Source organism: Bacillus sp. PK3-037, from assembly GCF_054161355.1.
The window spans coordinates 1923982-1946526 of the sequence record NZ_CP096408.1; the positions used below are offsets into that span (position 1 = coordinate 1923982).

The 22545-nt window shown below is 40.9% G+C and carries 26 protein-coding genes and 5 pseudogenes; 20 read left to right on the forward strand and 11 right to left on the reverse strand.

Going from position 1 to position 22545, the window contains the following annotated elements:
* Window positions 1–61: 61 nt before the first annotated feature.
* Window positions 62–673: a phosphatase PAP2 family protein gene (locus M1D69_RS10140; protein ID WP_024121760.1), complete on the forward strand. Its 612-nt coding sequence runs from the start codon at window positions 62–64 to the stop codon at window positions 671–673.
* Between the two features lie 59 nt (window positions 674–732).
* Window positions 733–1047: a shape determination protein YodL gene (gene yodL, locus M1D69_RS10145; protein ID WP_038954208.1), complete on the forward strand. Its 315-nt coding sequence runs from the start codon at window positions 733–735 to the stop codon at window positions 1045–1047.
* Between the two features lie 72 nt (window positions 1048–1119).
* Here the strand turns inward: yodL and M1D69_RS10150 are convergent.
* Window positions 1120–1221, reverse strand: a pseudogene (locus M1D69_RS10150) (ArsR family transcriptional regulator); the annotation flags it as partial.
* A gap of 176 nt (window positions 1222–1397) precedes the next feature.
* Between M1D69_RS10150 and M1D69_RS10155 the strand changes: the two are divergent.
* Window positions 1398–1948, forward strand: a pseudogene (locus M1D69_RS10155) (NAD(P)H-dependent oxidoreductase).
* Window positions 1949–2073: 125 nt separating this feature from the next.
* Here M1D69_RS10155 and M1D69_RS10160 read toward each other — a convergent pair.
* On the reverse strand, window positions 2074–3261 hold the full coding sequence (locus M1D69_RS10160) for an MFS transporter (RefSeq protein WP_202647406.1): 1188 nt from the start codon (window positions 3259–3261) through the stop codon (window positions 2074–2076).
* A 191-nt stretch (window positions 3262–3452) separates the two neighbouring features.
* Here M1D69_RS10160 and M1D69_RS10165 point away from each other — a divergent pair, with 191 nt between their 5' ends.
* Window positions 3453–4037 (forward strand): TetR/AcrR family transcriptional regulator, encoded by a 585-nt coding sequence (locus M1D69_RS10165; RefSeq protein WP_202647405.1) that lies wholly within the window; start codon window positions 3453–3455, stop codon window positions 4035–4037.
* A 215-nt stretch (window positions 4038–4252) separates the two neighbouring features.
* Here M1D69_RS10165 and pdxR read toward each other — a convergent pair whose 3' ends face one another.
* Entirely contained in the window at window positions 4253–5734 is a 1482-nt protein-coding gene (gene pdxR, locus M1D69_RS10170) for a MocR-like pyridoxine biosynthesis transcription factor PdxR (RefSeq protein WP_458103848.1), read from the reverse strand.
* Between the two features lie 130 nt (window positions 5735–5864).
* Here pdxR and M1D69_RS10175 point away from each other — a divergent pair, with 130 nt between their 5' ends.
* From M1D69_RS10175 to M1D69_RS10185, 3 genes and pseudogenes are all read left to right on the forward strand, one after another.
* Window positions 5865–6593, forward strand: coding sequence for an AzlC family ABC transporter permease (locus tag M1D69_RS10175; RefSeq protein WP_458103847.1), 729 nt, complete (start codon window positions 5865–5867; stop codon window positions 6591–6593).
* The gene (locus tag M1D69_RS10180; RefSeq protein WP_029318452.1) at window positions 6584–6910 is read left to right on the forward strand and encodes an AzlD domain-containing protein; all 327 of its coding nucleotides are present in this window, start codon (window positions 6584–6586) and stop codon (window positions 6908–6910) included. Before M1D69_RS10175 ends, M1D69_RS10180 begins: the two co-directional genes overlap by 10 nt.
* Window positions 6911–7633: 723 nt before the next feature.
* Window positions 7634–8532 (forward strand): annotated as a pseudogene (locus M1D69_RS10185) (IS1595 family transposase).
* 262 nt (window positions 8533–8794) lie between these two features.
* Here M1D69_RS10185 and M1D69_RS10190 read toward each other — a convergent pair.
* On the reverse strand, window positions 8795–8920 hold the full coding sequence (locus tag M1D69_RS10190; RefSeq protein ID WP_024121758.1) for a hypothetical protein: 126 nt from the start codon (window positions 8918–8920) through the stop codon (window positions 8795–8797).
* A gap of 203 nt (window positions 8921–9123) precedes the next feature.
* Here M1D69_RS10190 and deoD point away from each other — a divergent pair, with 203 nt between their 5' ends.
* Together deoD and M1D69_RS10200 are read left to right on the forward strand one after the other, a co-directional pair.
* Window positions 9124–9825 carry a purine-nucleoside phosphorylase gene (gene deoD / locus M1D69_RS10195; protein ID WP_458103846.1) on the forward strand — a complete coding sequence of 234 codons (702 nt, stop codon included), beginning with the start codon at window positions 9124–9126 and terminating at the stop codon, window positions 9823–9825.
* An 82-nt stretch (window positions 9826–9907) separates the two neighbouring features.
* On the forward strand, window positions 9908–10729 hold the full coding sequence (locus M1D69_RS10200) for a D-Ala-D-Ala carboxypeptidase VanY (RefSeq protein ID WP_044155508.1): 822 nt from the start codon (window positions 9908–9910) through the stop codon (window positions 10727–10729).
* Between the two features lie 40 nt (window positions 10730–10769).
* Here the strand turns inward: M1D69_RS10200 and M1D69_RS10205 are convergent, their stop codons facing one another.
* Together M1D69_RS10205 and M1D69_RS10210 are read right to left on the reverse strand one after the other, a co-directional pair.
* Window positions 10770–11024 (reverse strand): hypothetical protein, encoded by a 255-nt coding sequence (locus M1D69_RS10205; protein ID WP_105955011.1) that lies wholly within the window; start codon window positions 11022–11024, stop codon window positions 10770–10772.
* A gap of 87 nt (window positions 11025–11111) precedes the next feature.
* Entirely contained in the window at window positions 11112–11813 is a 702-nt protein-coding gene (locus tag M1D69_RS10210; protein WP_458103845.1) for a class I SAM-dependent methyltransferase, read from the reverse strand.
* A gap of 151 nt (window positions 11814–11964) precedes the next feature.
* On the opposite strand from M1D69_RS10210, the gene ctpA reads away from it, so the two are divergent.
* Window positions 11965–13365 carry a carboxy-terminal processing protease CtpA gene (gene ctpA, locus M1D69_RS10215; RefSeq protein WP_202647401.1) on the forward strand — a complete coding sequence of 467 codons (1401 nt, stop codon included), beginning with the start codon at window positions 11965–11967 and terminating at the stop codon, window positions 13363–13365.
* 34 nt (window positions 13366–13399) lie between these two features.
* Here the strand turns inward: ctpA and M1D69_RS10220 are convergent, their stop codons facing one another.
* Both M1D69_RS10220 and M1D69_RS10225 read right to left on the reverse strand, forming a co-directional pair.
* Window positions 13400–14890: a sodium:solute symporter family protein gene (locus tag M1D69_RS10220; RefSeq protein WP_458106170.1), complete on the reverse strand. Its 1491-nt coding sequence runs from the start codon at window positions 14888–14890 to the stop codon at window positions 13400–13402.
* Window positions 14890–15090: a DUF3311 domain-containing protein gene (locus M1D69_RS10225; protein WP_044155515.1), complete on the reverse strand. Its 201-nt coding sequence runs from the start codon at window positions 15088–15090 to the stop codon at window positions 14890–14892. Before M1D69_RS10225 ends, M1D69_RS10220 begins: the two co-directional genes overlap by 1 nt.
* 184 nt (window positions 15091–15274) lie before the next feature.
* Between M1D69_RS10225 and M1D69_RS10230 the strand changes: the two genes are divergently transcribed.
* The gene (locus M1D69_RS10230; protein ID WP_202647400.1) at window positions 15275–16186 is read left to right on the forward strand and encodes a ring-cleaving dioxygenase; all 912 of its coding nucleotides are present in this window, start codon (window positions 15275–15277) and stop codon (window positions 16184–16186) included.
* 11 nt (window positions 16187–16197) lie between these two features.
* Window positions 16198–16800 carry an alpha/beta hydrolase gene (locus M1D69_RS10235; protein WP_458106169.1) on the forward strand — a complete coding sequence of 201 codons (603 nt, stop codon included), beginning with the start codon at window positions 16198–16200 and terminating at the stop codon, window positions 16798–16800.
* 45 nt (window positions 16801–16845) lie between these two features.
* Here M1D69_RS10235 and M1D69_RS10240 read toward each other — a convergent pair whose 3' ends face one another.
* Entirely contained in the window at window positions 16846–17454 is a 609-nt protein-coding gene (locus tag M1D69_RS10240; protein ID WP_458103844.1) for a nitroreductase family protein, read from the reverse strand.
* 129 nt (window positions 17455–17583) lie between these two features.
* On the opposite strand from M1D69_RS10240, the gene yodB reads away from it, so the two are divergent.
* Both yodB and M1D69_RS10250 read left to right on the forward strand, forming a co-directional pair.
* Window positions 17584–17922, forward strand: a complete 339-nt coding sequence (yodB, locus tag M1D69_RS10245; protein WP_024121748.1) for a transcriptional regulator YodB — start codon at window positions 17584–17586, stop codon at window positions 17920–17922.
* Between the two features lie 182 nt (window positions 17923–18104).
* Window positions 18105–18371 (forward strand): hypothetical protein, encoded by a 267-nt coding sequence (locus tag M1D69_RS10250; protein ID WP_458103843.1) that lies wholly within the window; start codon window positions 18105–18107, stop codon window positions 18369–18371.
* Window positions 18372–18462: 91 nt separating this feature from the next.
* Here the strand turns inward: M1D69_RS10250 and M1D69_RS10255 are convergent.
* Window positions 18463–18852 (reverse strand): annotated as a pseudogene (locus M1D69_RS10255) (tautomerase family protein).
* Window positions 18853–19216: 364 nt separating this feature from the next.
* Here M1D69_RS10255 and M1D69_RS10260 point away from each other — a divergent pair.
* Both M1D69_RS10260 and M1D69_RS10265 read left to right on the forward strand, forming a co-directional pair.
* Window positions 19217–19317 (forward strand): annotated as a pseudogene (locus M1D69_RS10260) (transporter); the annotation flags it as partial.
* A 99-nt stretch (window positions 19318–19416) separates the two neighbouring features.
* A complete protein-coding gene (locus M1D69_RS10265; protein WP_044155524.1) occupies window positions 19417–19650 on the forward strand; it encodes a hypothetical protein in 234 nt (77 codons plus the stop codon).
* A gap of 32 nt (window positions 19651–19682) precedes the next feature.
* Here the strand turns inward: M1D69_RS10265 and M1D69_RS10270 are convergent, their stop codons facing one another.
* Window positions 19683–20138 carry an Hsp20/alpha crystallin family protein gene (locus M1D69_RS10270; protein ID WP_326327435.1) on the reverse strand — a complete coding sequence of 152 codons (456 nt, stop codon included), beginning with the start codon at window positions 20136–20138 and terminating at the stop codon, window positions 19683–19685.
* 98 nt (window positions 20139–20236) lie between these two features.
* On the opposite strand from M1D69_RS10270, the gene rarD reads away from it, so the two are divergent.
* The 4 genes from rarD (at window position 20237) to bshB2 (ending at window position 22518) form a co-directional block, all read left to right on the forward strand.
* The gene (gene rarD / locus M1D69_RS10275; protein ID WP_458103842.1) at window positions 20237–21133 is read left to right on the forward strand and encodes an EamA family transporter RarD; all 897 of its coding nucleotides are present in this window, start codon (window positions 20237–20239) and stop codon (window positions 21131–21133) included.
* 74 nt (window positions 21134–21207) lie between these two features.
* Complete coding sequence (locus tag M1D69_RS10280) at window positions 21208–21486, forward strand: hypothetical protein (protein ID WP_106021292.1); 279 nt, start codon at window positions 21208–21210, stop codon at window positions 21484–21486.
* Window positions 21483–21833, forward strand: coding sequence for a YojF family protein (locus M1D69_RS10285; protein ID WP_010334594.1), 351 nt, complete (start codon window positions 21483–21485; stop codon window positions 21831–21833). Before M1D69_RS10280 ends, M1D69_RS10285 begins: the two co-directional genes overlap by 4 nt.
* 19 nt (window positions 21834–21852) lie before the next feature.
* Window positions 21853–22518, forward strand: a complete 666-nt coding sequence (bshB2, locus tag M1D69_RS10290) for a bacillithiol biosynthesis deacetylase BshB2 (protein WP_458103841.1) — start codon at window positions 21853–21855, stop codon at window positions 22516–22518.
* Window positions 22519–22545: the final 27 nt, after the last annotated feature.

Here is a 22545-nt window from a genome sequence, read left to right on the forward strand (position 1 = left end):
GGCCAGCTCCGGTTTTTTATTCGGCTGATATGAAATTTTGAGAAATAAAGGAGGGAAAATCTTGTACAAGCCAGTCAGTCTGTTTCTTCTCTTTCTTTTTTTAGCCGCGGTTATTCATACATCTGCTGTTCAATCAGCAGATGAAATGATCAGTAAGGCAGCCGCAGCTATCCGTCAGCCTTGGCTGAACGATGTGATGATTTGGGTGACACATCTTGGTGCTACTTCCTTTTTACTGCCCCTTATCGTAGTCATTGGGGCAGGGCTGTTTTTTTACAAGAGAACCTTGGACGGTCTTTTGATGCTCTTCATATTCGGTGCGGATCGTCTGTTAAACAAAATATTAAAAGAGTGGATCGAACGGGCAAGGCCGGATTTTGAGCCGCTCGTTCATGAGTCGTCCTTCAGCTTTCCGAGCGGCCACTCCATGAACGCTGCTTGTGTTTATCCAGTAATCGCCTACTTTCTAGTGAAACACATCCCGTTTTTGTCAAAGCATAAAAAAGCGGTATACATAATCGCCGGTACTGTCGTTATTTTGGTTGGTGCCAGCAGAGTCTACCTCGGCGTGCACTTTTTAACTGACGTTTTAGGAGGCTTCAGTCTCGGCCTGCTGCTGTTTTTCCTCGTGAAAGGTTTTGACGAAAAGTTTCATTCGTTTCGACAAAAGTAGAGAGAGGAAAAAGAGGGCGAAACGCCAATATGTTATAGAAATAAAAGGGAGGGATCTTGATGATGTTATCCGTGTTTAAAAAGAAGTCTTGTTTTTACGATGTGACAATATTTCAAACACCCCGGTTTGGTGAAAAAAAAGGCTACAGAGCCGTCTATCGAACTGAACTGAACGGGAGCAATCATCAAGACGTGCTAAAAAGAGCATTCTCCTTGTTTAATGTATTCGATACTGTTCCAAGTGATTATGATGCGAGATTTATGGCCACAGGGGATGTGATTTTGATTGATGAAGGCAGAAAAGGGAAAACATATTATAAACTGCTTCCCGCCGGATGGAGGAAAATCAATCGTCTGATTGTGCAAACAACATAACGAAAGAAAACGATGTTTTTTCCACATGCTGAATACCAAGGGTGTCAAAACCCTTGGTATTTTTTCTGGTTATTAGATTTTATCTTCAGCTTTACGTGCTGCCTCGAGTTTATCAATCCTGTCTTTATATTTTTCTCCCCAGTCCTTCATATGAAGGATAACAGGTTCTAATGTTGTTTCCACCGGACATCATTCAAAGTCATCAGAAGAATAATCAATACCGAATTTACGATTTCTCAAGCTATCCACTCCTAATAGTATACTTTTTGATACTATATACATTCAATGCGCGTACTTTTTATATTTTAATATACATCATATAATGATGTCACATCAAAGGAATGAAAGGAATGGATCATATGAAAACACTCGTACTCGTGGTACATCCGAACATAGAATCCTCTCAGATCAACAAAAAGTGAAAAGAAGCCGTTTTAAGTGCATCAGATGTAACTGTCCATGATCTTTATGAAAAATATCGCGATCAACCAATTGATGTCGAATTTGAACAACAGCTGCTCCTCGCCCATGACCGTTTCGTTTTTCAGTTTCCATTATACTGGTACAGCAGTCCAGCGCATTTAAAACAATGGTTTGATGAAGTGTTTACGTTTGGCTGGGCTCATGGTCCCGGCGGAAATAAATTGAAGGGGAAAGAGTGGGTAACTGCCATGTCCATCGGTTCACCTGAACACTCTTATCAAGCCGGCGGATATAACTTGTTTTCAATAAGCAGCTGACAAAACCGTTCCAAGCATCTGCCTTCCTTTGCCGAATATCGCGCCAATACAATCAGTGACCAAGAAATTGCCGAAAGTGCGAATCGGTATGTAAAGCATAAACCCGAAGGTTCGCCCTGCAAAGATATTTGAAACAGCTTGAGGGTGTCGATTTAACATAAAGATTGATTTTGGAAAATCCTGTTCTCACCAAGCAGGATTTTTTCTTGTTCAGCGCATTGAAAAAGAAGAATCCACCAAAAATAAGCCATCAGCTTGGTCTTGACTGCTTATTTTTGGTGAAAGATTATTTCTCTGTGGCGAAATAAAGCGAAGCTATGACCGGAAAAGCGATACCAATCCATAATGCTGTACTCCAGCCGCCTGAGGCATATGCCCATCCTCCAATAGATGATCCTATCGCACCGCCTAGAAAGAAGATTGCCATGAATAATCCGTTTAATCGACTGCGAATTTCAGGCGCCAACGAAAAAATGGCACGTTGACTGAGCACAAGGTTTGCTGATACGCCCATATCTAACAGAATTGCGGCAGCCACTAGAACTGTTATACCGACGGGGGAGCTGCTCTGAATCATGAGCGGCAGTAATAAAGAGACAATGACAACACCGAGAGCGATTCCAGTGGCAATCCGGGTCAAGCCGCGATCAGCCAGACGGCCGCCTATTGGTGCAGCGACTGCACCCGCAATGCCTACCAATGCGTAGAGTGCTATTGCCTTCTGAGAAAAATGAAAAGCAGGACCGGACAATAATAAAGGAACAGTCGTCCAAAACAAGCTGAAAGCTCCAAATACAAACCCATGATAGATGGCACGGCGGCGTAAGACTGGAGTCGTGCGCAGCAGCTTCCACATTGAACCGAGTAATGCCGTATAGTTTGTATTTGCTGTCGGTTTTCTGGCAGGAAGCACTTTTGATAATACGATGGCTAGGACAACACTTACCACGGCGGACAAAGCAAATATTGCATTCCACCCCCAAATATCAGCGACTAGACTGGATATCGGCCGGGAAAGCATAATACCGAGTAATAAGCCGCTCATGACATTGCCAACAACCCGGCCGCGTGCAGCGTCTGATGCGAGGTATGATGCAAATGGAACAAGCACCTGGGCTGCGATTGACCCTAATCCGATGAAAAACGCAGCTGCTAAAAACAGTGTCCCATGCTTCACAAATGCTGTTAGTGTCAAAGCTGCTGCGCTTAGAAGGAGCGATGCAACGACAAGTTTTTTGTTTTCGATAATATCTCCTAAAGGGACAAGAAATAGTAAGCCGGCAACGTATCCGATTTGGGTTAGTGTGACAATCAATCCAGCACTGCTTGGAGAAAGTCCAATTGCCTTACTAATTAAACCAACCAAGGGCTGTGCATAGTAAAGATTAGCAACAATGATACCGCATGCCGTTGCGAGAAGAAGGGTTAAACTGGGTGAGATCCTCTGACCTGCTTGTTTGTTTCTATTAGCCATAAGAATGAACTCCTTTTTAAGTGGTTTTTTGAGTGTAATCATGACTCTCAAGTCATTTTATAAACTGAACGTTCAGTTTCATCGATTAAGGAAAATGATATACTAAACGTTCAGTTTTGTAAATAGGTTTTTGTTTTCTTTTTTTATTCAGGTTAAGTATACTGAACGTATAGTTTATATTTCAGGAAGGAATGATTCATATGAGTAAACGAGGGCGGCCGCGTGATGAAGGAACGCATAAGGCGATTCTCTCTGCAGCCTATGACCTATTGCTGGAAAAAGGCTTCGATGCGGTGACAGTCGATAAAATTGCCGAGCGCGCGAAAGTGAGTAAAGCAACGATTTATAAATGGTGGTCTAACAAGGCTGCCGTTATCATGGACAGCTTTCTTTCGACCGCGATGGACAGGCTGCCTGTGCCTGATACAGGGTCGTCAGTACATGATATAGTAACCCACGCCACGAATTTAGCAAGGTTTTTGACAAGCAGGGAAGGAACCGTTATTAAGGAATTAATAGGTGCAGGGCAGTTGGATGAAAAATTGGCAGAAGAATATCGCACACGATTTTTCCAGCCTCGCCGCCTCCAAGCGAAAGGCCTTCTAGAAAAGGGAATTGAGAAAGGGGAATTGAGAGAGAATCTTGATATTGAAGTAAGCATAGATCTCATATACGGACCGATTTTCTATCGTCTGCTTATAACAGGTGACGAAGTGAATGACTCTTATGTGCATGATTTGGTGATGAATGCGTTTAAGGGAGTTCAAGCTACGTGAATCATATTTGGGATTTGGTACAGAAAGCCTTCAAAGAACAGGGAGAAATCAACGGCCATTTGTAGATGTCATGGCAATGGAGAAAATACTTGCAATATAAAACAGGCCTCTAAAGAGGCCTCATCTTGTAGAGAAAACGATGTTTTCTGTAAAAGATGAGTGAATATTTTTAATGTTCACTCTTTTCTTGATAATAGGTTACTAAAATATCTATTTTATAATATTAGTCGACTATTCTCTGAAGGAGTAACTGATAAAAATTCTTTTAAGATTCTACATAATTCTATAATTCCTGTCTCTAAAACATTATCGTTTAGATATGAAAAGCTTAATCTTAAATGATTTGTTTCTGGTTCACCAGAAAAACATACAAAACCTGGTAGGAAAGATAGGTTTTTCTTTTGACATTCTAATAATAACTGTTTAGTATCCCACTTTTCAGGAATAGATATCCAAATATTTAATCCTCCTTTTGGTTCTATCCACTCAACACCTTCAGGCATATGTTTCTTTAACAACTTAATTACTAAATCTCTTCTTATTTTTAATGCAGTTCTTAATTTTTGCATATGATCTTCCATTCTTTTAGATTGAAAGAGTGGATATAAAGCTTTTTGTGTTAATAAAGGACTTCCAAGGTCAGCATTCATTTTTGATGATACCAAACGATTAAAAATAGTCCCATCTGCAGTTAGTAATCCTATTCTACAACCAGGAATTAGTGTTTTACTTAATCCTTTTAAATATATAACATTCCCCTTAGTATCCAAACTTTTAATTGGATTTGGTGGTTTTTCATTGTAATAAATTTCACTCCAAGGATCATCTTCAATAATTATTATTTGAAATTCTTGAGCAATTGTTAACAGTTGTTCTCTTCTATCTTTACTAAGAACTATTCCTGTGGGATTGTGGAAATTAGGGATTGTATATATTAATTTAGGATTTTTTGTTTCACATAGTTTAATTAATATGTCTGTTCTTATTCCATTTTTATCTATTGGAACGGGTAAAATTGAGGCTCCTCGCGAACGGAATATGTCTAATGCTGCTGGATAAGTAGGCGCTTCTGCTATAACTACATCTCCTGGACCAATAAATGTCCTTGCTACTAAGTCTATTCCCTGTTGTGTACCGTTTGTAACTAAAATATCCTTTTCGCTAACATTAATTTTTTGTTTCTTTAAAGTTCGTTTCATAGCTATTCTTAAATCTAAGTCTCCCTGAATCGGTCCATATTCTGATAAGATAAGAGGATTTTTTTCTAACATTGTATGAATCTCGTTTTCTAGATATCTATTTGGCAAGAGAGAGGGAGCAATAGCTGCTAATGAAAATTGTAAACTATGATCTGACGAATTGTAATGTGTATCAAAATGTGTTCTTGGAAGATAATCTTGTATTGAAAGTTGCCACTTGTATGGCCCCCCCATGTTTTTTGATTTTTCGCACTTTATGGAATTCAATTTAACAAAAGTTCCTTTTCCTTGTACTCTTTTGACAAGGTTATTTTGTTCAAGTAGATCATAAGCTTTCACAACTGTAAGAAAACTCACCTCTAAATTTTTGGACATGTCCCTAATTGAAGGTAGACACTCCTCCTCATTTAATATCCCTGACCGTATTCTGTCGGATAGATTTTCGTATATTTGTTGGACAAGGGATATTCTACTATTTCTGTTCAATTCAATTTTCAAATTTAATTCCTCCGTAAAACCATCAAGGTGTTATAGTGTTATGTTGACTGTTATTCTAATTATTGGTTTATATTAGGGTCATACCATACAATATAACTTATTTTGAAAATTATAAAAAGGAGGAATTCGTATGTCAGACAGTGCTCTTCAACTTAAACGTTCAGCACAAAACCAAGATACTTTTATGGATGGTGTGAAAGCTTGCTTGCCGACTGTGTTTGGTTATCTCAGTATTGGTTTTGCAGCAGGGGTAGTTGCAAAGACAGCTGGTCTAAGTGTTCTAGAAATTGCATTGTTATCCCTATTCCTTTATGCAGGTTCAGGACAATTTGTAACAGCTGGAATGATTTTGGCTGGAAGTGCAATTACTTCCATTATCTTTTCAATCTTTTTAGTAAATCTACGACATTTGCTATTTAGTGCTTCTTTAGCTCCTTATTGTCGTAAATTTTCCGCTTGGAAAAACTTTGTTATTGGTTCGCAAATTACGGACGAAACATTTGGTGTTGCATCCAATCATCTAGAAAATAGGAAGGAAGCGAGTTTTTCTTGGCTACTCGGATTAAATATAACAGCATATATCAATTGGTTACTTGCTAATGTCCTAGGAGGTATCTTTGGAGGTTTAGTAACAGATACAGAGTCTATAGGGATGGACTTTGCTTTACCTGCAATGTTCGCTGGCCTATTGGTTCTACAGATTTTGAGTAAGACCAATAAAGCTCTCGAAATATCAATAGCTATCTTTACAATTTTTTGTTTGATCGCTGTTAACTATTTAATGCCAGGTATGTGGGCCGTCATGGTGACAACTATTATTGCTTCAACAGTCGGGATGGTGATTAAGGAATGGAATTGAGATTAGATATTTTACTCATTGTTTTAGGTACAGGTATTGTTACATTATTACCTAGAGTAATCCCACTCCTTTTTTTAAGTAAAATAGAGTTGCCTAAATGGTTTTTGAGTTGGCTAAGTTTTGTACCGGTTACTGTTATGACTGCTTTGTTGGGTCAAGAACTTCTTTTTGAAGAGAATAATTTTTCACCTCTCTCAAATAGTCATGAGTTATTAGGAATCATACCAACTTTTTTAGTTGTTTTATTAACTAAGAGTTTACTAGGTGCTGTAGTGGTAGGAATGATAACTATTAGTTTACTAAGATATTTTCTATAATTTTAAATATAAAGGAAAGAACAAAAGCGCAAGCGCCTTGATCAGCCTCGGGCAAATAAGACGCTCATGAATAGAAGGTGCTCTTTACCTTCAATTCATGAGTCGCTTATGACCTCAAGGGGCTAGGCGCTGGAGCTGGATGCCAAGCGCTTATCCACAGTACAAGAATTTTATAATTTCCTGGTAAACGATAAAAAGTAGAAATGATAGTAATAAATAGAAAGAATATAAAACTTTTTTTCAACTAATTAATCCCTTTCATTTTATATTTCATTAGAAGATAAAATAAAGAAGGTAGTAATAACTCCAATGGTTTCCATGTATCGTACGTATTCTCTACGCAACCCTTGAAGCTTTTCGCTCCCATGTCTAAAACTTGTCAAATGCATCTCATTCGTTCGTTACACCTATCCAAGTGGTAGAGGCCAGTCCTTCTAAAGGAATAGGTAAGAGCTCTTTTGCACAATAAATCCGGTACTTCGTACTTTCTTTGGTATCCTACGAATAAGCCCATATTCGAAAGATATTAATCTTAAAAACTACCGGTTATTTTAATTTCTAATTAGTCTATTTTTTGTTTGTCTTGTATTTTAAAAGCTCCTCCTAAGAATGATTTTGTATTGTGTGTGTATAATTATCTTAAATGAGTATCCCTTTTGCTCAGAATATGTTTACCAAATGTTTGTCAATAATGATGACTAACATTGTTCTTGAAAGGGTGCTTTGAGTTTGATTTCTTTCCAAAAACAGTTTTCGACAGAAGAGGCTTGTCATGACCATCTATTTTTATTGAAGTGGTCAAACGGCTATTGTTGTGAGAAATGTGGTCACGGTGCTTACTTTAAAATAAAAACGCGTAAACACAAGCTTTATGAATGTAAAAAATGCCGTTACCTTACCAATCCACTGTCACCGTCGGAACCGTGATGGAAAAAACAAGAACTGACTTAACCAAGTTGGTTCTTAGCCATCTATTTAATCGCTCATGATAAACGTGGTGTATCTACGACAAGACTTTCTGAAGAACTTAAAGTGTCGTATAAAATCGCATGGCTCATGCTTCACAAGATTCGCCAAGCCATGAGAAAACGTGATGCAGAATACTCATTAGCTGGTATTGTAGAGCTAGATGATGCATTCTTTGGTGCGTCATCCGAAGGCGGAAAACGTGGGTGAGGAACAGACAAAACAAAGGTATTAGTAGGGTTATCCTTAAACCAAAAGGGACATCCGCTTTATCTGAAAATGCAGGTCGTTCCTAACATTAAGCAGAAAACTTGATTGGTTTTGCCAAGAAAAGCATCCTGCCTGGGTCTACGATAAGTAGTGATGCTTTAAATTCCTACCGAGCGCTTGATGGGGCTGGTTTTAAACACGAGTATCAAGTTTATAATGCCAAAGAAACTCCAGACCATTTAAACTGATTGCACACTGTTCTTTCGAATGCAAAAGCGTTTGTTGGTGGAACGTTTCACGGACTTGATTCAAAACATCTCCAATCTTATTTAGACGAATTTTGCTATTGATTTAATCGAAGAAAATTCAAAGGAGAATGGTTTAGTCGTTTAATAACATTGTGTGCATCAACACAGACAATTACTTTTACTGAACTAGTGGGATAAAAACTCCCCCTTATGATATGCGAAAAATTTAGCATATTAATCCAGGAAAGTATAGAATTTAATCTGTATGAATTTGAAAAAAAAACCTTTTTTAGAGGAAATAAAATAGCTGTTTACAATAATTGCGATATTAAATTAAATATCTTTATTGTCATTTAACAGCATAAACACAAAAAAAGAGTAGACAACATTGTGTCTACTCAGGCTGTCGAGAAAATCTCGACAGCCTGAGAAAATGCGGATATCCGCAGTTTTCTGTTTTTTAAGGTTTTCGTTTGGCCGCGGAATGCTCTTTTTCGTGCGCCTCTTCAGCCGCGATAACGTCTTTAGCAGGTATGTGGTTGTTCTTTTTTTGTCCGGTTATTCGGTTACGCTGTTTTTTACCCATGTTTCATCCCTCCTTTTGCGGTTAGGTTCTCATATAAGCGGCTCAATTATCCCGATTTTCTCTAATGGCGCCTAAAAATACCCCGGATCATTTTCTTTTTTCGGAACATTCCTTTATAATCAATGCTGAAGTTTGTCTCATCATGACATCCGTTGTAAAACGAACGGACTGATCGTTAATTTTGGTTTATAGGAGGATATGAGATGAGTGTACATATCGGAGCGGAAAAAGGACAAATTGCGGATACGGTACTATTGCCGGGGGATCCTTTAAGAGCAAAATTTATCGCTGAAACGTATCTTGAAAATGTGGAATGCTATAATGAAGTCAGAGGCATGTATGGATTTACAGGTACATATAAAGGCGAAAAAATCTCTGTGCAGGGCACGGGCATGGGCGTTCCGTCCATTTCAATTTACGTCAATGAATTAATTCAAAGCTATGATGTGCAAAATTTAATAAGAGTAGGCTCTTGCGGCGCCATCCGTAAAGATGTCAAAGTGCGCGACGTCATTTTGGCCATGACTTCTTCTACTGATTCACAAATGAACAGAGTCGCCTTTGGAAGTATTGATTTCGCGCCTAACGCAGATTTCGAGCTTTTGAAAAATGCCTATGACGCCGCTAAGGATAAAGGCGTACCGGTGACGGTGGGCAGTGTATTTACTGCTGACCAGTTCTACAATGACGATTCTCAAATTGAAAAGCTTGCCCAATACGGTGTGCTCGGGGTAGAGATGGAAACAACCGCTTTATATACATTGGCAGCGAAGCACGGTAGAAAGGCGCTGTCCATCCTGACCGTGAGCGATCACGTATTAACAGGAGAAGAAACAACAGCAGAAGAGCGTCAAACCACATTTCATGATATGATAGAAGTGGCTTTACATTCTGTATCAAAATAAAATAAATGAAGAGGCGTGCTGGGTGCCGGCAGCCTCTTCTTTATGGATACGGAAACGATTGATAAAGGAAGGTAATGTGATTATGAAAAAGTCCGGTAAATGGTTCTCGCTGGCTGCCGCTCTGAGTGTGACGGCAATTGTCGGAGCCGGCTGCAGCATGTCAAATGGAGATGCTCAAAAGGATACGAAAACCACTGCAGAATCAAAACAGACAGAAGAAAAAACAGCTGACAGCAAAAAAACAAATACGCAGGACAGTGAGTTCTTATTGGAAAGCAAGTTTTTCAATAACATTAAAAAAGTGGACGGCCTGGAAACCATTCAAAATCCAAAAAATATCCTTGCCCTTGTCAATAAGCAATACGCACTGCCAGGAGACTATGAACCTAGCGATCTAGTTATCCCTGATGTCGAGTTTTCTTTTGAAGAGAAAATACAAAAGCGATACATCAGAAAAGAAGCAGCAGACGCATTAAAAACGATGTTTGATGCTGCGAAAAAGGATGGCTATGAGCTGGCAGCCGTGTCAGGATACCGCTCGTATGACAGACAGCAGGTTATTTTTAAAAATGAAGTAAGCCTAAAAGGGGAAAAGAAAGCAAGAGAAGCTGTCGCATATCCGGGTGAAAGCGAACATCAAACAGGTCTGGCAATGGACATTTCCAGCCGAAGCAACGGTTTTGAGCTAAATGAGGCGTTCGGCAGCACCGAAGACGGAAAATGGGTGCAGAACAATGCATATAAATACGGTTTTATCATTCGCTACCCTAAAAACAAAGAAGACATCACGAAGTACGAATACGAACCATGGCATTTGCGTTATGTAGGCAAAAAGGCTGCAAAGGTTATTCATGAGAATGACTTAACATTAGAAGAATACTTTGAAAAAGTGAAGAAGATATAAAATAAAAACCCGCTTACCATTGGTTAAGCGGGTTTTTCCATTAAAAAAAGAATAAACCGGCGAGCGCCACACCTGTAATCAGCCCAAGGCCAATACCGTATGCGGCTCCATATCCGTAGCCGCCCCAATATCCATAGCCAAATCCGCCTCTTGGGCCCCCTGAAGTAACTGGAGCAATAAAGACCTTGCTGTTGGTGACCCGTGTAATTCTGCCCACATGGACTCTGCCGTTTCTTTCTGTAATTCTAGCAACTTTTCCTTGGTGCTGGCGGCAGATATGATAGTATTTTTCCAATATAATTCCCTCCTAATCCGTCTTTCTATCAGCTTATGATAGATAAACAAAAAAAGGTTGGACGAAAAGAGGGGGTGAAGCGCCGTTTTACTTGTATGCGATAAAGATACAATGACCCATATACTCGCTGTATGCCTGCATGAGGTCATAATGAGACTGAAGCGTTTCATAGTAGATAGGAGCGATTGCTTGCGATACATCCATTTCTGTCGTCGGTTCAAATTCCATATCTTCCGGCAAAAGGGTGATCGTTTCTGTTTTCTGAAATCCATGGGAACGAATCGAGTCCATCCACTCTGATTCGTCATAAAGCTTTGTAAAGCCGTAAAAGTCCATCATTCGCTTCTTTTCGCGCGGAGGCATCGGCTTTTTAAGCGCCGCTTCAATACCGATCAGCATTCCGCCCGGCTTCAATACTCTATTCATTTCTTGAAGGGAGGATGTCAGATGGGAAAAACTGAGGACGGATTCGGACAGGACGCAGGAAAAGGACGCCGAAGAAAACGGAAGATGTTCCAGCTCTCCAAGATGTGCAGGGATGGCCAGCCCTTCATTTGCAAATCTTTTTTTCGCCTTCTCAAGCATGACAGGGTCTTTATCAACGACTGTGACTGGATAAAGCAAATGTCCTAAATAAGCCGCAGTTTGCCCCGTCCCGCATCCGGCATCAAGAATCGGCTGATCAGGCGAAGGTGCCGCTTTTTGCAATACGGCTTTTGAAAAAGCAAGCCCGCCTGGATGTGCACCTGAGACACCGAATAAGGACAGCATTTCTAAATATCGGCTCAAAATGGTATCCTCCTTTTTGGTTATTATATGTCGTGAAAAGACATAGGTTTATGAAACGATAAAGAAGGGCGGATCTCTATATTTTCTGCTCCGAGTTGACGAATAGGAAATCGTCCATGATAATAATGTAAGAAGAAAAGGTGGTGTTTAATTGAAACGGCAATTGAAACTGTTTTTTGTTGTGCTGATCACTGCGGTTGTCGCTTCGGCGCTGACTTTATTTATTACGGGCAATTCAAGCATTCTGGGCCAGAAATCAACAAGCACAGGAGATAGTAAGTTCGATAAATTAAATAAAGCGTATGAGCAAATCAAAAGTGATTATTACAAGGAAACAAATGATGACAAATTAGTAGACGGAGCAATTAAAGGAATGATTGAGTCTCTGGACGATCCTTACTCTACCTATATGGATCAAGAGGAAGGAAAATCATTCGAAGAAAGCATTTCTGCATCCTTTGAAGGAATAGGAGCGCAAGTAGAGGAAAAGGACGGTGAAATCCTTATTGTTGCGCCAATCAAAGGTTCACCTGCTGAAAAAGCCGGAATCAAACCGAAGGATCAAATCCTGAAAGTAAACGGTAAAAGCGTAAAAGGCATGAATGTAAATGAAGCCGTCGCTTTAATCCGCGGCAAAAAGGGCACAAAAGTGAAGCTTGAGCTGAACAGAGCGGGAGTGGGAGAGATTGATCTTTCCATTAAGCGCGATACGATTCCTGTTGAGACCGTCTATTCTGAGATGAAAGACAATAATATCGGTGAGATTCAAATCACTTCTTTCTCTGAAACAACTGCTAAAGAGCTGACAAGTGCAATCGACAGTTTAGAGAAAAAAGGTGCCAAAGGCTATATTTTAGACTTGAGGGGCAATCCGGGCGGCTTAATGGACCAGGCGATTACAATGAGCAATCTGTTTATTGATAAAGGTAAAAATATTATGCAGGTTGAGTACAAAAATGGCTCAAAAGAAGTCATGAAAGCGGAAAAAGAACGAAAAGTCACCAAGCCGACTGTCGTTTTAGTAAATGACGGAACAGCGAGCGCTGCAGAAATCATGGCCGCTGCCCTTCATGAATCGTCAGGCATTCCGTTAATTGGAGAAACCACATTCGGAAAAGGCACAGTGCAAACCGCAAAAGAGTATGAGGATGGCTCGACAGTCAAACTGACAATGGCCAAATGGCTGACTGCTGACGGTGAATGGATTCATAAAAAAGGCATCAAGCCGCAAGTGAAAGCAGAGCTTCCTGATTACGCGAAGCTCCCATATTTGGACGCTGATAAAACGTACAAATCAGGCAATACAGGCACTGAAGTCAAAGTCGCTCAGCAAATGCTGAAAGCACTTGGCTATCAGGTGAAGGTAAACAGTACGTATGATCAAGATTTTGTATCAGTCGTCAAACAGTTCCAGAAAAAAGAGAATCTGAAACAAACAGGCGTGCTGACTGGCGATACTACAACAAAACTAATGACAGAACTTCAACAAAAACTGTCAAATAATGATACGCAAATGAAAAAAGCAATTGAAACGCTGAAAAAAGAAATGTAAAAAAGCCATACGCGGCTACCGCGTATGGCTTTTTTTAAGCACCCTTCTGATTCGGATTCAGTTCAGTTTTTTTACCAAATAAACCTTCTTTAACTGGATTTGAACCTGCTCTTTTTACAAACAGCGGATTGAGAATGACTACAGCGATGATATTGGCGGACAATCCCCAGAAACCCTCATAAATGCCGTGTGCAGATTGAGTGATATACACAATAAACGTAACCGCAAGGCCGGCTAATAATCCGATCACTGTCGCCTCTCTCGTTTGGTTCTTCCAGAATAAACTGACGGCAATCGCCGGGAAAATCTGCACCATACCGGAAACGCCTAAAAGCTGAAGTGTTACTAAGGCAGTCGGGAACAGCATTCCAAATAGAAGTGCAAGACCGATCACGACAAACACCATGGAACGTGTAATAAGGGTCAGTTTGCTTTGTGACACATTTGGATGAATCAAGTCACGGTATAAGTTGTTGGCAAATAAATTCGATGCCCCGATAGCCATGATCGAACAAGGGATCAATGAAGCTAGGGCGATAGTGGCGTATGCAAAACCTTGTGCCACGCCGCCGTAAGACGTTTGAATCAGATGCAGCAGCGCCAGTCTTGGATTTGTATCTTCCGGCAGCACAAGAAAAGCGATAAAACCAAGGAAAATAACTAAGATTAAAACGATGTTATAAAGCGGCAAAAACATGCTGTTTTTTCTAACTGCATCGGCACTTTTCGCCGTAAATACACCTGTAGCGGCATGCGCCCACATAAAAAGTGCCAAGGCGGATACAATAGATGCTGTAATAAACCAAGGGATGCCTTTTGGGCCCTCTGTCGGTATCGTCAGCATTTGCGGCGCTTCCTTCACCAATGTATCAATCATCGGCGTCCATCCGTTGAAATGAATAAGAGGGAGGGAAACGACCATAAACAGCATAATCACCCATACTAAAATATCTTTAATAATGGCTGTAAAAGTAGGCCCTTTAATCCCGCTGAAAAACGTGTAAAGAGCAACTAGAATGAATGAGATGATCACAACGAACTTTACGTTGATATAGCCGGTGCCCGCCACCTGAAGCGTATCTTGAATTCCGCTAAGCTGAAGACAGATATATGGAATAAGCATCAGGACACCGACAATTGCAACGAGACTTGCCAACAGCTTGCTGTCAAAGCGTTCCCGCGCATAATCAGCGAGAGTTGTTAATTTGTGAATTTTCGCAACCTTCCAAAGTTTCGGAAGGAAGAAATAGGCGATAAAATAAGCCAATACGGAGTAGGGAATTGCAAAAAACGCAGCACTTCCGCCTGTGTAAGCCGTACTGGTCAGGCCTAAGAAAGTATATGCCGTGTAAAGGTCAGCGCCTACTAAAAACCAAACAAGAAGGCCCCCAAAACGTCTGCCGCCGACAGACCATTCTTCCACCGAGGTTCGCGATGATTTGTCTCTGCCGGCGAGAAATCCGATACAGACAACAGTTAATACGATAATAGCCGTAATCATAAGTGCAGTGAGATTTCCTTGCATCATTCAATTCCTCCATCTTTTTTTTGCACCAGGTAAATGCCAAACGAACATACCGGCGTAATAATAATCCACAGCAGCAGCCAAAAATGGAAAAAAGGAAGGCCGAAAATAATCGGTTCGATTCGATTCACAAACGGCAAAAGTGCAAGCTGAATGAATGGTAAAATGATGAGTATAACAATAAGTGCTTTTTTAACCATTTACTTTCCTCCTGAAACATGATAATGCTCACTATAATAGCAGTTGTAAGATAAGATCACAAGATAATTATTAGAAAAAAATGATTTTTTCAATTATTTAACCAAGTCACATGGTTTGCATCCTGCACATTATAGGGTTAAAATAATAAATATCTCGAAATCAAGATAATTTAGGAGTGAAAAGATGAAAACAGAAGGATTGCATCATGTCACAGCATTTGCCAGAGATCCGCAAGAAAATTTGCGATTTTATACAGAAGTGCTCGGGCTTCGGCTTGTCAAAAAAACAGTGAATTTCGATGACCCGGGAACATATCATTTTTACTTTGGGAATCAAAATGGAGATCCAGGGACCATTATTACCTTTTTCCCGTTTCAAGGTAGCGGGCAGGGGACGGTAGGGAAAGGCCAAGCCGGCCGGATTTACTTTTCAGTCCCTAAAGGCTCTCTGGCTTTCTGGAAGGAACGCCTTCAAAATAATGGACTGAATGCAGAGGAGAAAATGCTATGCGGGGAACACGCGCTGATCTTTGATGATACAGAAGACCTTCCGTTAGCAATCATGGAAGACGGCGAAAGCGGAAAAAGCGAGTGGACACCTGACGGCATTTCAGAACATGAAGCCATCACCGGAATGAGAGGCGTGCTGCTGTACTCCTATGACCCGCAAGCAACGATTCAATTGTTAGAGGAAAGCTTCGGATACAGCAAAGTAGCGGAAGAAGATCAGATCGTTAGACTGAAATCCGCAGCGGATGTCGGAAACGTGATTGACGTTCATTTGCAGCCGGAAAAAAGAGGCGTCGGCGGTTATGGAACAGTTCATCATATAGCGTTTCGGACAACGAGTGAGGAGCAGGCTAAATGGCAGCCGCTTATTGCTGAAAAACATCTCCCTTCATCAGAAATTCTTGACAGGGAGTATTTCACATCAATTTATTTCAGGGAAAAAGGCGGCATCCTATTTGAGATTGCCACAGATGAACCAGGCTTTATGACAGATGAAACGTTTGATGAGCTGGGGACATCCTTAAAGCTGCCTGAATGGCTGGAGCAACACCGCAAACAAATTACAGATATTTTGCCTGAATTGTAGGAGGGGACATGATGAAGCATATTTTTGAAAAAGGGACATCTGATAACGTCTTACTGCTGTTACATGGAACCGGAGGAAATGAGCATGATCTCCTTTCATTGGGCCGTTTTATAGATCCGGATGCTCATTTGCTGGGCGTCAGGGGATCAGTGCTCGAAAATGGAATGCCGCGCTTTTTCAAACGCCTCAGCGAAGGTGTATTTGATGAAAAGGATCTCGTTGAGCGGACAAAAGAATTGAAAGATTTTATCGACGAGGCGGCACAAACGCATCAGTTTGACCGGAGCCGAGTGATTGCAGTCGGCTACTCAAACGGCGCAAATATCGCGGCGAGCCTGCTTTTTCATTATGCGGATGTTTTAAAGGGGGCTATTCTGCATCATCCTATGGTGCCGAAACGGGGGCTTGAGCTTCCCGATATGACAGGGCTTCCTGTTTTCATTGGGGCGGGAAAATATGATCCGCTTTGCACAAAGGAAGAATCGGAAGAGCTTCACCGCTGTTTGCTTGACAGCGGGGCATCTGTTTCCGTTTTTTGGCAGGATGGGGGCCATCAGCTCACACAGCATGAAGCTGAACAGGCTCGCCAATGGTACAAAGATACGTTTCAATAAAAAAACCTTAGTCCGTGTTTATCCGGACTAAGGTTTTTCTTAGATTTACAGCCAAGTTGATACTTTTGATAGAGGCAAGCGGTTGCTTTGATGTGCAGGTTTCACTGCTTTTCCGATAGAAATAAGCATCACCGGAACATAGCGCTCGCTGATATCAAATTCCTTTTGGAACTGCTCCTTATTAAATCCTCCGATTGCGCAGGTGTCATAACCTTTCGCTTTTGCGGCAATCATAAGCTGCATAGCAGCCAATGAAGCATTTAAGAAAGCGGAATCGCGTGCGAACTGTTCACTTTGGTAAGCACCGTTAATTTGGCTAAGAAGCGTTTGTTTGATTTCATCCGTAATGAAACCTTGGTTTGCCAGTTCAGCGTAAACGTCTTCACCGTTTTCATTCGCTTTTAGATCGCCTAAAATGGCAACAACAGCAGAAGATTCAACAATTTGTTTTTGATTATATGCTACAGGCAGAAGAGCCGCTTTTGATTCATCGCTGTGGAAAACTGTAAAATGCCAGTGCTGCAGATTCCATGCAGAAGGCGCTTTAATCGCGAGCTCCAAAAGATCAGTCAGTTCCTCTTTAGAGATCGGGGCATTCGTATCATATTCCTTAACAGATGCCCGTGCTTGCAAAATGTCCAGAGTATCAGTCATAATGTTTCCTCCTTCGGGTAAACGTGGTATGATAATAGAAAAGTTAGAAGCTTACTAAATGTAACTTGAAAGATAATTCTAATGGATCAGTGAATACTTGTCAAACAATAGATGAAGGGATGAAGACTAGTGGGAAATACAATGTGCCCTAAAATGGAGTCAGCTTTCTCATTGCTGGGAAAACGATGGAACGGTCTGATCATCCATGTACTAATGGATGGGCCGAAACGATTTAAAGAGATAACGGAAACCATACCGATGATCAGCCAAAAAATGCTGGCAGAGCGCCTTAAAGAGCTAGAGCAAAACGAAATTGTTGAACGCCGGGTTCTACCCGAGACACCGGTAAAAGTGATCTATACGCTGACTGAAAAAGGAACCGCGCTGCAAGCCGTATTTCAAGAAATGCAAGCGTGGGCCGATCAATTTTGTGAGCCTGGTGTTACAGTGTGCGAAGAAGAGAAATAATGGAAAGAAACAGAGCATCCGCAGAAAGGGTTTGTTTCAGTGAGAAAGTCATGTAAGTGGGGTCATACCGTTTACATGACTTTTTATTTTAGGAGCCATGTTATGAATCAGCTTTTATTTTACATATATAAAAAGAGATGTTAGGATGATGTGAACATACAAAAATAGGAAAGGGTCCTTCCGTGAAAAAGTTACTAACAGCTATCCTGTTGTTAATGGGAATCATCATTTATCTTGTTGTTCAAATCTGCAAACCGGAACTCTATCTGCCTGAATTTTATATATACGATCATAACCCTGTCAGCTTTCATTGGAATTACATAGGCATCGAAACTGGTTATAAAAAGGGAGACCCTGATTCTATCCACCAAATCTGGATCACACCGTTATATTTCGTTTTGCTGGCTGTTTTCATTCTGGTTATTTCTGCTTTTTTGAAAAAGAAATAAAAAAAGAGAGGTCTTGAATAAGGCTCTCTCTTTTTTATTTCATTGACTGGCCATTTGCTAAGTGTAAAGCAGATGAAGAAGTTTCACCATCTTATAACTTACCATTCAAAAATTGTGCCTCGCCGAGCCCGAAACTCCAATCAGCATCTCCGTTTTCCGTAATGGAAACCATTAGGTCTTCCGGGGAAATACCGCATTCTGCTTCTAGTTTTTCAGCCAGCAAGGTATATCATTTCTCTTTTTGGCGCTTTGTTCTTGTTTTACTTGTAATGCTGATTACGATCAGATCCTTGCTTCTATGAAATCCTATTAACCGGTATCGTGAATCACGAGCTCATTCGCGGGATGCGGTGCACAATTTGATATCGGTCACTCTCCGGCACGCCAAACGCTTCTGCCATCGCTTGATGAGCAGTGTCTAATAGCGATTTAATGCTTTTTGATCACGGCCTTCTATCAGATCGAAACGTAATAATGGCATTTGAATTCCTCCTTTTGTGACACTGATTTTATCAGCATGTTATCACATTGTTTTGTTATTTAAGCCAATTGATAGATAAAAACACAACATATAACCAATAATTGATCAATGTATAACTATGTTGTTGTCTGGAAGCCTATGAAATCATAAATATTATTGGCAGTAATTGATTAGGAGATTAGCATGAAATAATGGTTGATCAAAAGATGACAATTATATCACCACGAAGATCCTATTTCGATAAAAAATGAAAACGCTTTCTAATGAACATCCGGAGATATTGTCAAAAACAACATGAAAATGGAGGTTAGCCATGCCGATTTTAGATCACTGTTGCCGGGGTTTTTATTTTGTTATTTCTGACGGCTTGAGCATGAAGGAAACGTTTCAAACATGGACGCTGCTCACAACGGTCCTCTCGGTACAGGACTGGGCTATGTTTTATTGGCCGGACTATTTTTGTAATCATGTTTTATCAGCAAAAATCAATATAACAATAGCCCAATCGTTTTTCTTCCTGGATGAATACCTTACATATAGGCAAACATAAAGGAGGAAATAATCATGTACCCTCAACACTCGTATTATCGCGGGAACCCAGGTCCGGCCGGATACCCGGAACGAAACCCTTTTTTGTTTGGCGCTCCTTTAGTCGGCGGTTTATTAGGCGGTTTTCTTGGGAGTGCTCTTTTTAATTATCCGCGTCCCTATGCGTATCCGCCTGTTCCTTACGGTTACGGAGGTGCGCCATACGGCCCTGGGGGACCGTATGGCGGAGGTTATCCCGGTTTCTATTAGCAAAAACGGCCTGCTTCTGTGCAGGCCGTTTTTTATCGCATAATTTCTACCTCGGACATATTGTAGTCCTGCTGTTTATGAAACATGACTTCCAGATGGCCGTCTTTATATACGGCTTTCGTTCCTTTCCGCTTGACAAGACAGGGAAGATTTACTTTTTTAGGATGAGTCAAACCCGGGAAATGTTCAATCAGCAATGTATGAGATGTATGTTTAATTTTGAGCTGTTCCAGCTGGCTTTCGTTTACTGAAACCTTTACAAACACATGGTCTGCTGTTTCGAATATATCGATATCAGGTTCGGTGCGCTTTGTTTTTTCTTTAGTCGGGAGAGGATCGCGAAATGGAAATTGAGCCGCGTAATCACTTCCGAACACACTTTCCATAACACTGTTTACATAATGCTCAACCTCTTTTGGATCGGCCTTTTTTAATGCTTCCTTGGAAAATTGATTTTGGAAAGGAAAGTACTTGTTCCACTCAAACATCTTCGTCACACCTTTCTTCACGGACAAAATAGTATATGCCTGCTCGATCTTTCACGTGATATAATATAAGATGCTCTAAAGAAAGGCAGGGACAAAATATGCATCAATCAGAAACAAAAAAAGGCGTTCTTTACACAGCCGTTTCCTTTATGATGTGGGGGCTGTTTCCGCTTTATTGGAAGCTTCTTGAACAGCTGCCGGCACTTGATATTTTAGCTCACCGTATCATTTGGTCTTTTGTTTTTATGTGTATCGTGCTTTTTTTCTTGCGTCAATGGAAAACGGGGTGGCATGAGCTGCGGTCTTTAAAAAAGAACGGAGGCATACTATCTTTATTTCTCGCTTCAATTCTCATCTCGGTTAACTGGTTTGTATACATATGGGCTGTCAATCATGGATTTCTGCTAGAAGCAAGTCTTGGCTACTACATCAATCCGCTTGTGTCAGTTCTTCTCGGCATTTTGTTTTTAAAGGAAAAGCTGAATCGCCTTCAATTGGTTGCAGTTTCTATTGCGGCAGCCGGCGTTATTATTTCTGCGTTACAATACGGCTCCATTCCGTACATCGCGCTGCTGCTAGCATTCAGCTTCGGCTTATACGGATTTACCAAAAAAAGAACAAGTCTTTCAAGCGCTATCGGTTTAACACTGGAGACATTCATGATTATGCCGATTGCATCCGGGTATTTGCTGCTTAGCGGCCATATTCAGCCTGCGGGTGCAGACAGCGGCGGGGCATGGGTGCTTCTCTTTTTTGCCGGTGTGTTTACCGCGCTGCCGCTCTTATTGTTTGCTGAAGGGGCGAAGCGGCTGCCGCTGTATCAAGTCGGTATATTGCAATATATTGCACCGACCATCACCTTGCTGATCGGACTGTTCATTTACCATGAGCCATTTTCAAGCTCGAAGGCATTTACCTTTGCCTGTATATGGGCTGCATTAGTCTTGTTTTCGTTTTCACAAGTGAAATGGAAACGGGCATCAAAAAGCCATTGAGCCTTTGGCTTTTCAGTTTGAGTATATATTATGTATAATCATTTCATGTATGTAAGACATAAAGGAGCAGGACGATGGACAATGATATAGAAATAGTAAAAGCATACGTCTCGCTATGGAACAGCCGCTCTTTCTCAAACGAAGATGCAGAAGCGGTTACAGAGGCAATTGATCTTGAGCTTTTGGATAAGAGAACACATCCGAGACTCCGTAAACCTATGCTGGAAAAATATTATGCCGCTATACAGCGCATTGTGAATTCACAGCTGGAACCGGCTGTCAAATATCAACTGGTCAAATTACATACAGAACGCGTACAGTATTTAAAAGAAGAAAGAGGGGAGCAATTATGAAAGCAATCATAAAAGAAGATGTGCAAGCATCTTTAGAACGATATGCGGACCGCCCTGTATATATCCATTTAGAAACCACAACCGGTTCTTACTCGGCACATTTAAATGAAAAAAACATGACGGTTGTTGCTTATATACGCAATGCGAAGGTAACCTATCATCAAGCTAAAATCAAAGGGAGCGGGCCTTACCGGGTCGGCTTAAAAACAGAAGAGGGCTGGATTTATGCTGAAGGCCTGACTGAGTACACAGTGGATGAAGAAAACCGCTTATTAATGGCAGGACACTTGCCGGGCGGGAAACTGGCTATTTCACTTCAAATCAGTGAAAAACCGTTCACAGTTTAAAGAAAAGGGTGAAAAAATAATGAAAGAACACGTGCTTGTAATCCTGCCTCACCCTGATGACGAATCATACGGTGTGGCGGGTCTGATTGCTTTAAACAGAAAAAAAGATGTGCCCGTTACATATGCTTGCGCTACGTTAGGCGAGATGGGCAGAAATATGGGTGATCCATTTTTTGCTAATCGGGAAACCTTGCCATTATTAAGAAAACAAGAGCTTATCAACGCCTGCAAAGAAATGGATATCAATGATCTGCGAATGCTCGGACTTCGGGATAAAACGCTTGAGTTTGAAGACGATGAATATTTAGCTGATATCATGGAAGCAATCATAGATGATGTAAAACCAAGCTTAATTGTCACATTTTATCCGGGACATGGCGTCCATCCTGACCATGATGCATGCGGGGAAGCGGTCATCCGGGCATTGTACCGCAAAAAGAAAGAAGACCGTCCGCGCACACTATGCATGGCTATTACACGCAATAGGGAAGAGGTGCTTGGCGAAGCAGACGTCGTACTTGATATCAAAGAAGTGGCAGATATTAAAATGAACGCGTTAAGAGCTCATCGCACCCAGACGGAAGGTATGCTCCGAGAGCTTGAGGAAAAACTGAAAAACAATGAACCTGTTATGGCAACATGGTTTGAAGAAGAAGTGTATTGGACATATCAATGGAATGATTAAAAAAGAAGGTATAAGGCCCTAGAGGGG

Coding starts and splice junctions, on each gene's coding strand:
- M1D69_RS10270 (WP_326327435.1), bottom strand. CDS start 20,138: ATGTTTGAGTGGAACAAGTACTTTCCTTTCCAAAATCAATTTTCCAAG.
- M1D69_RS10180 (WP_029318452.1), top strand. CDS start 6,584: ATGGAATTGAGATTAGATATTTTACTCATTGTTTTAGGTACAGGTATT.
- M1D69_RS10225 (WP_044155515.1), bottom strand. CDS start 15,090: ATGGTTAAAAAAGCACTTATTGTTATACTCATCATTTTACCATTCATT.
- M1D69_RS10285 (WP_010334594.1), top strand. CDS start 21,483: ATGAAAGCAATCATAAAAGAAGATGTGCAAGCATCTTTAGAACGATAT.
- rarD (WP_458103842.1), top strand. CDS start 20,237: ATGCATCAATCAGAAACAAAAAAAGGCGTTCTTTACACAGCCGTTTCC.
- M1D69_RS10235 (WP_458106169.1), top strand. CDS start 16,198: ATGAAGCATATTTTTGAAAAAGGGACATCTGATAACGTCTTACTGCTG.
- M1D69_RS10175 (WP_458103847.1), top strand. CDS start 5,865: ATGTCAGACAGTGCTCTTCAACTTAAACGTTCAGCACAAAACCAAGAT.
- M1D69_RS10240 (WP_458103844.1), bottom strand. CDS start 17,454: ATGACTGATACTCTGGACATTTTGCAAGCACGGGCATCTGTTAAGGAA.
- M1D69_RS10280 (WP_106021292.1), top strand. CDS start 21,208: ATGGACAATGATATAGAAATAGTAAAAGCATACGTCTCGCTATGGAAC.
- M1D69_RS10265 (WP_044155524.1), top strand. CDS start 19,417: ATGTACCCTCAACACTCGTATTATCGCGGGAACCCAGGTCCGGCCGGA.
- M1D69_RS10160 (WP_202647406.1), bottom strand. CDS start 3,261: ATGGCTAATAGAAACAAACAAGCAGGTCAGAGGATCTCACCCAGTTTA.
- M1D69_RS10190 (WP_024121758.1), bottom strand. CDS start 8,920: ATGGGTAAAAAACAGCGTAACCGAATAACCGGACAAAAAAAGAACAAC.
- M1D69_RS10200 (WP_044155508.1), top strand. CDS start 9,908: ATGAAAAAGTCCGGTAAATGGTTCTCGCTGGCTGCCGCTCTGAGTGTG.
- M1D69_RS10165 (WP_202647405.1), top strand. CDS start 3,453: ATGATTCATATGAGTAAACGAGGGCGGCCGCGTGATGAAGGAACGCAT.
- yodL (WP_038954208.1), top strand. CDS start 733: ATGATGTTATCCGTGTTTAAAAAGAAGTCTTGTTTTTACGATGTGACA.
- bshB2 (WP_458103841.1), top strand. CDS start 21,853: ATGAAAGAACACGTGCTTGTAATCCTGCCTCACCCTGATGACGAATCA.
- M1D69_RS10220 (WP_458106170.1), bottom strand. CDS start 14,890: ATGCAAGGAAATCTCACTGCACTTATGATTACGGCTATTATCGTATTA.
- deoD (WP_458103846.1), top strand. CDS start 9,124: ATGAGTGTACATATCGGAGCGGAAAAAGGACAAATTGCGGATACGGTA.
- M1D69_RS10230 (WP_202647400.1), top strand. CDS start 15,275: ATGAAAACAGAAGGATTGCATCATGTCACAGCATTTGCCAGAGATCCG.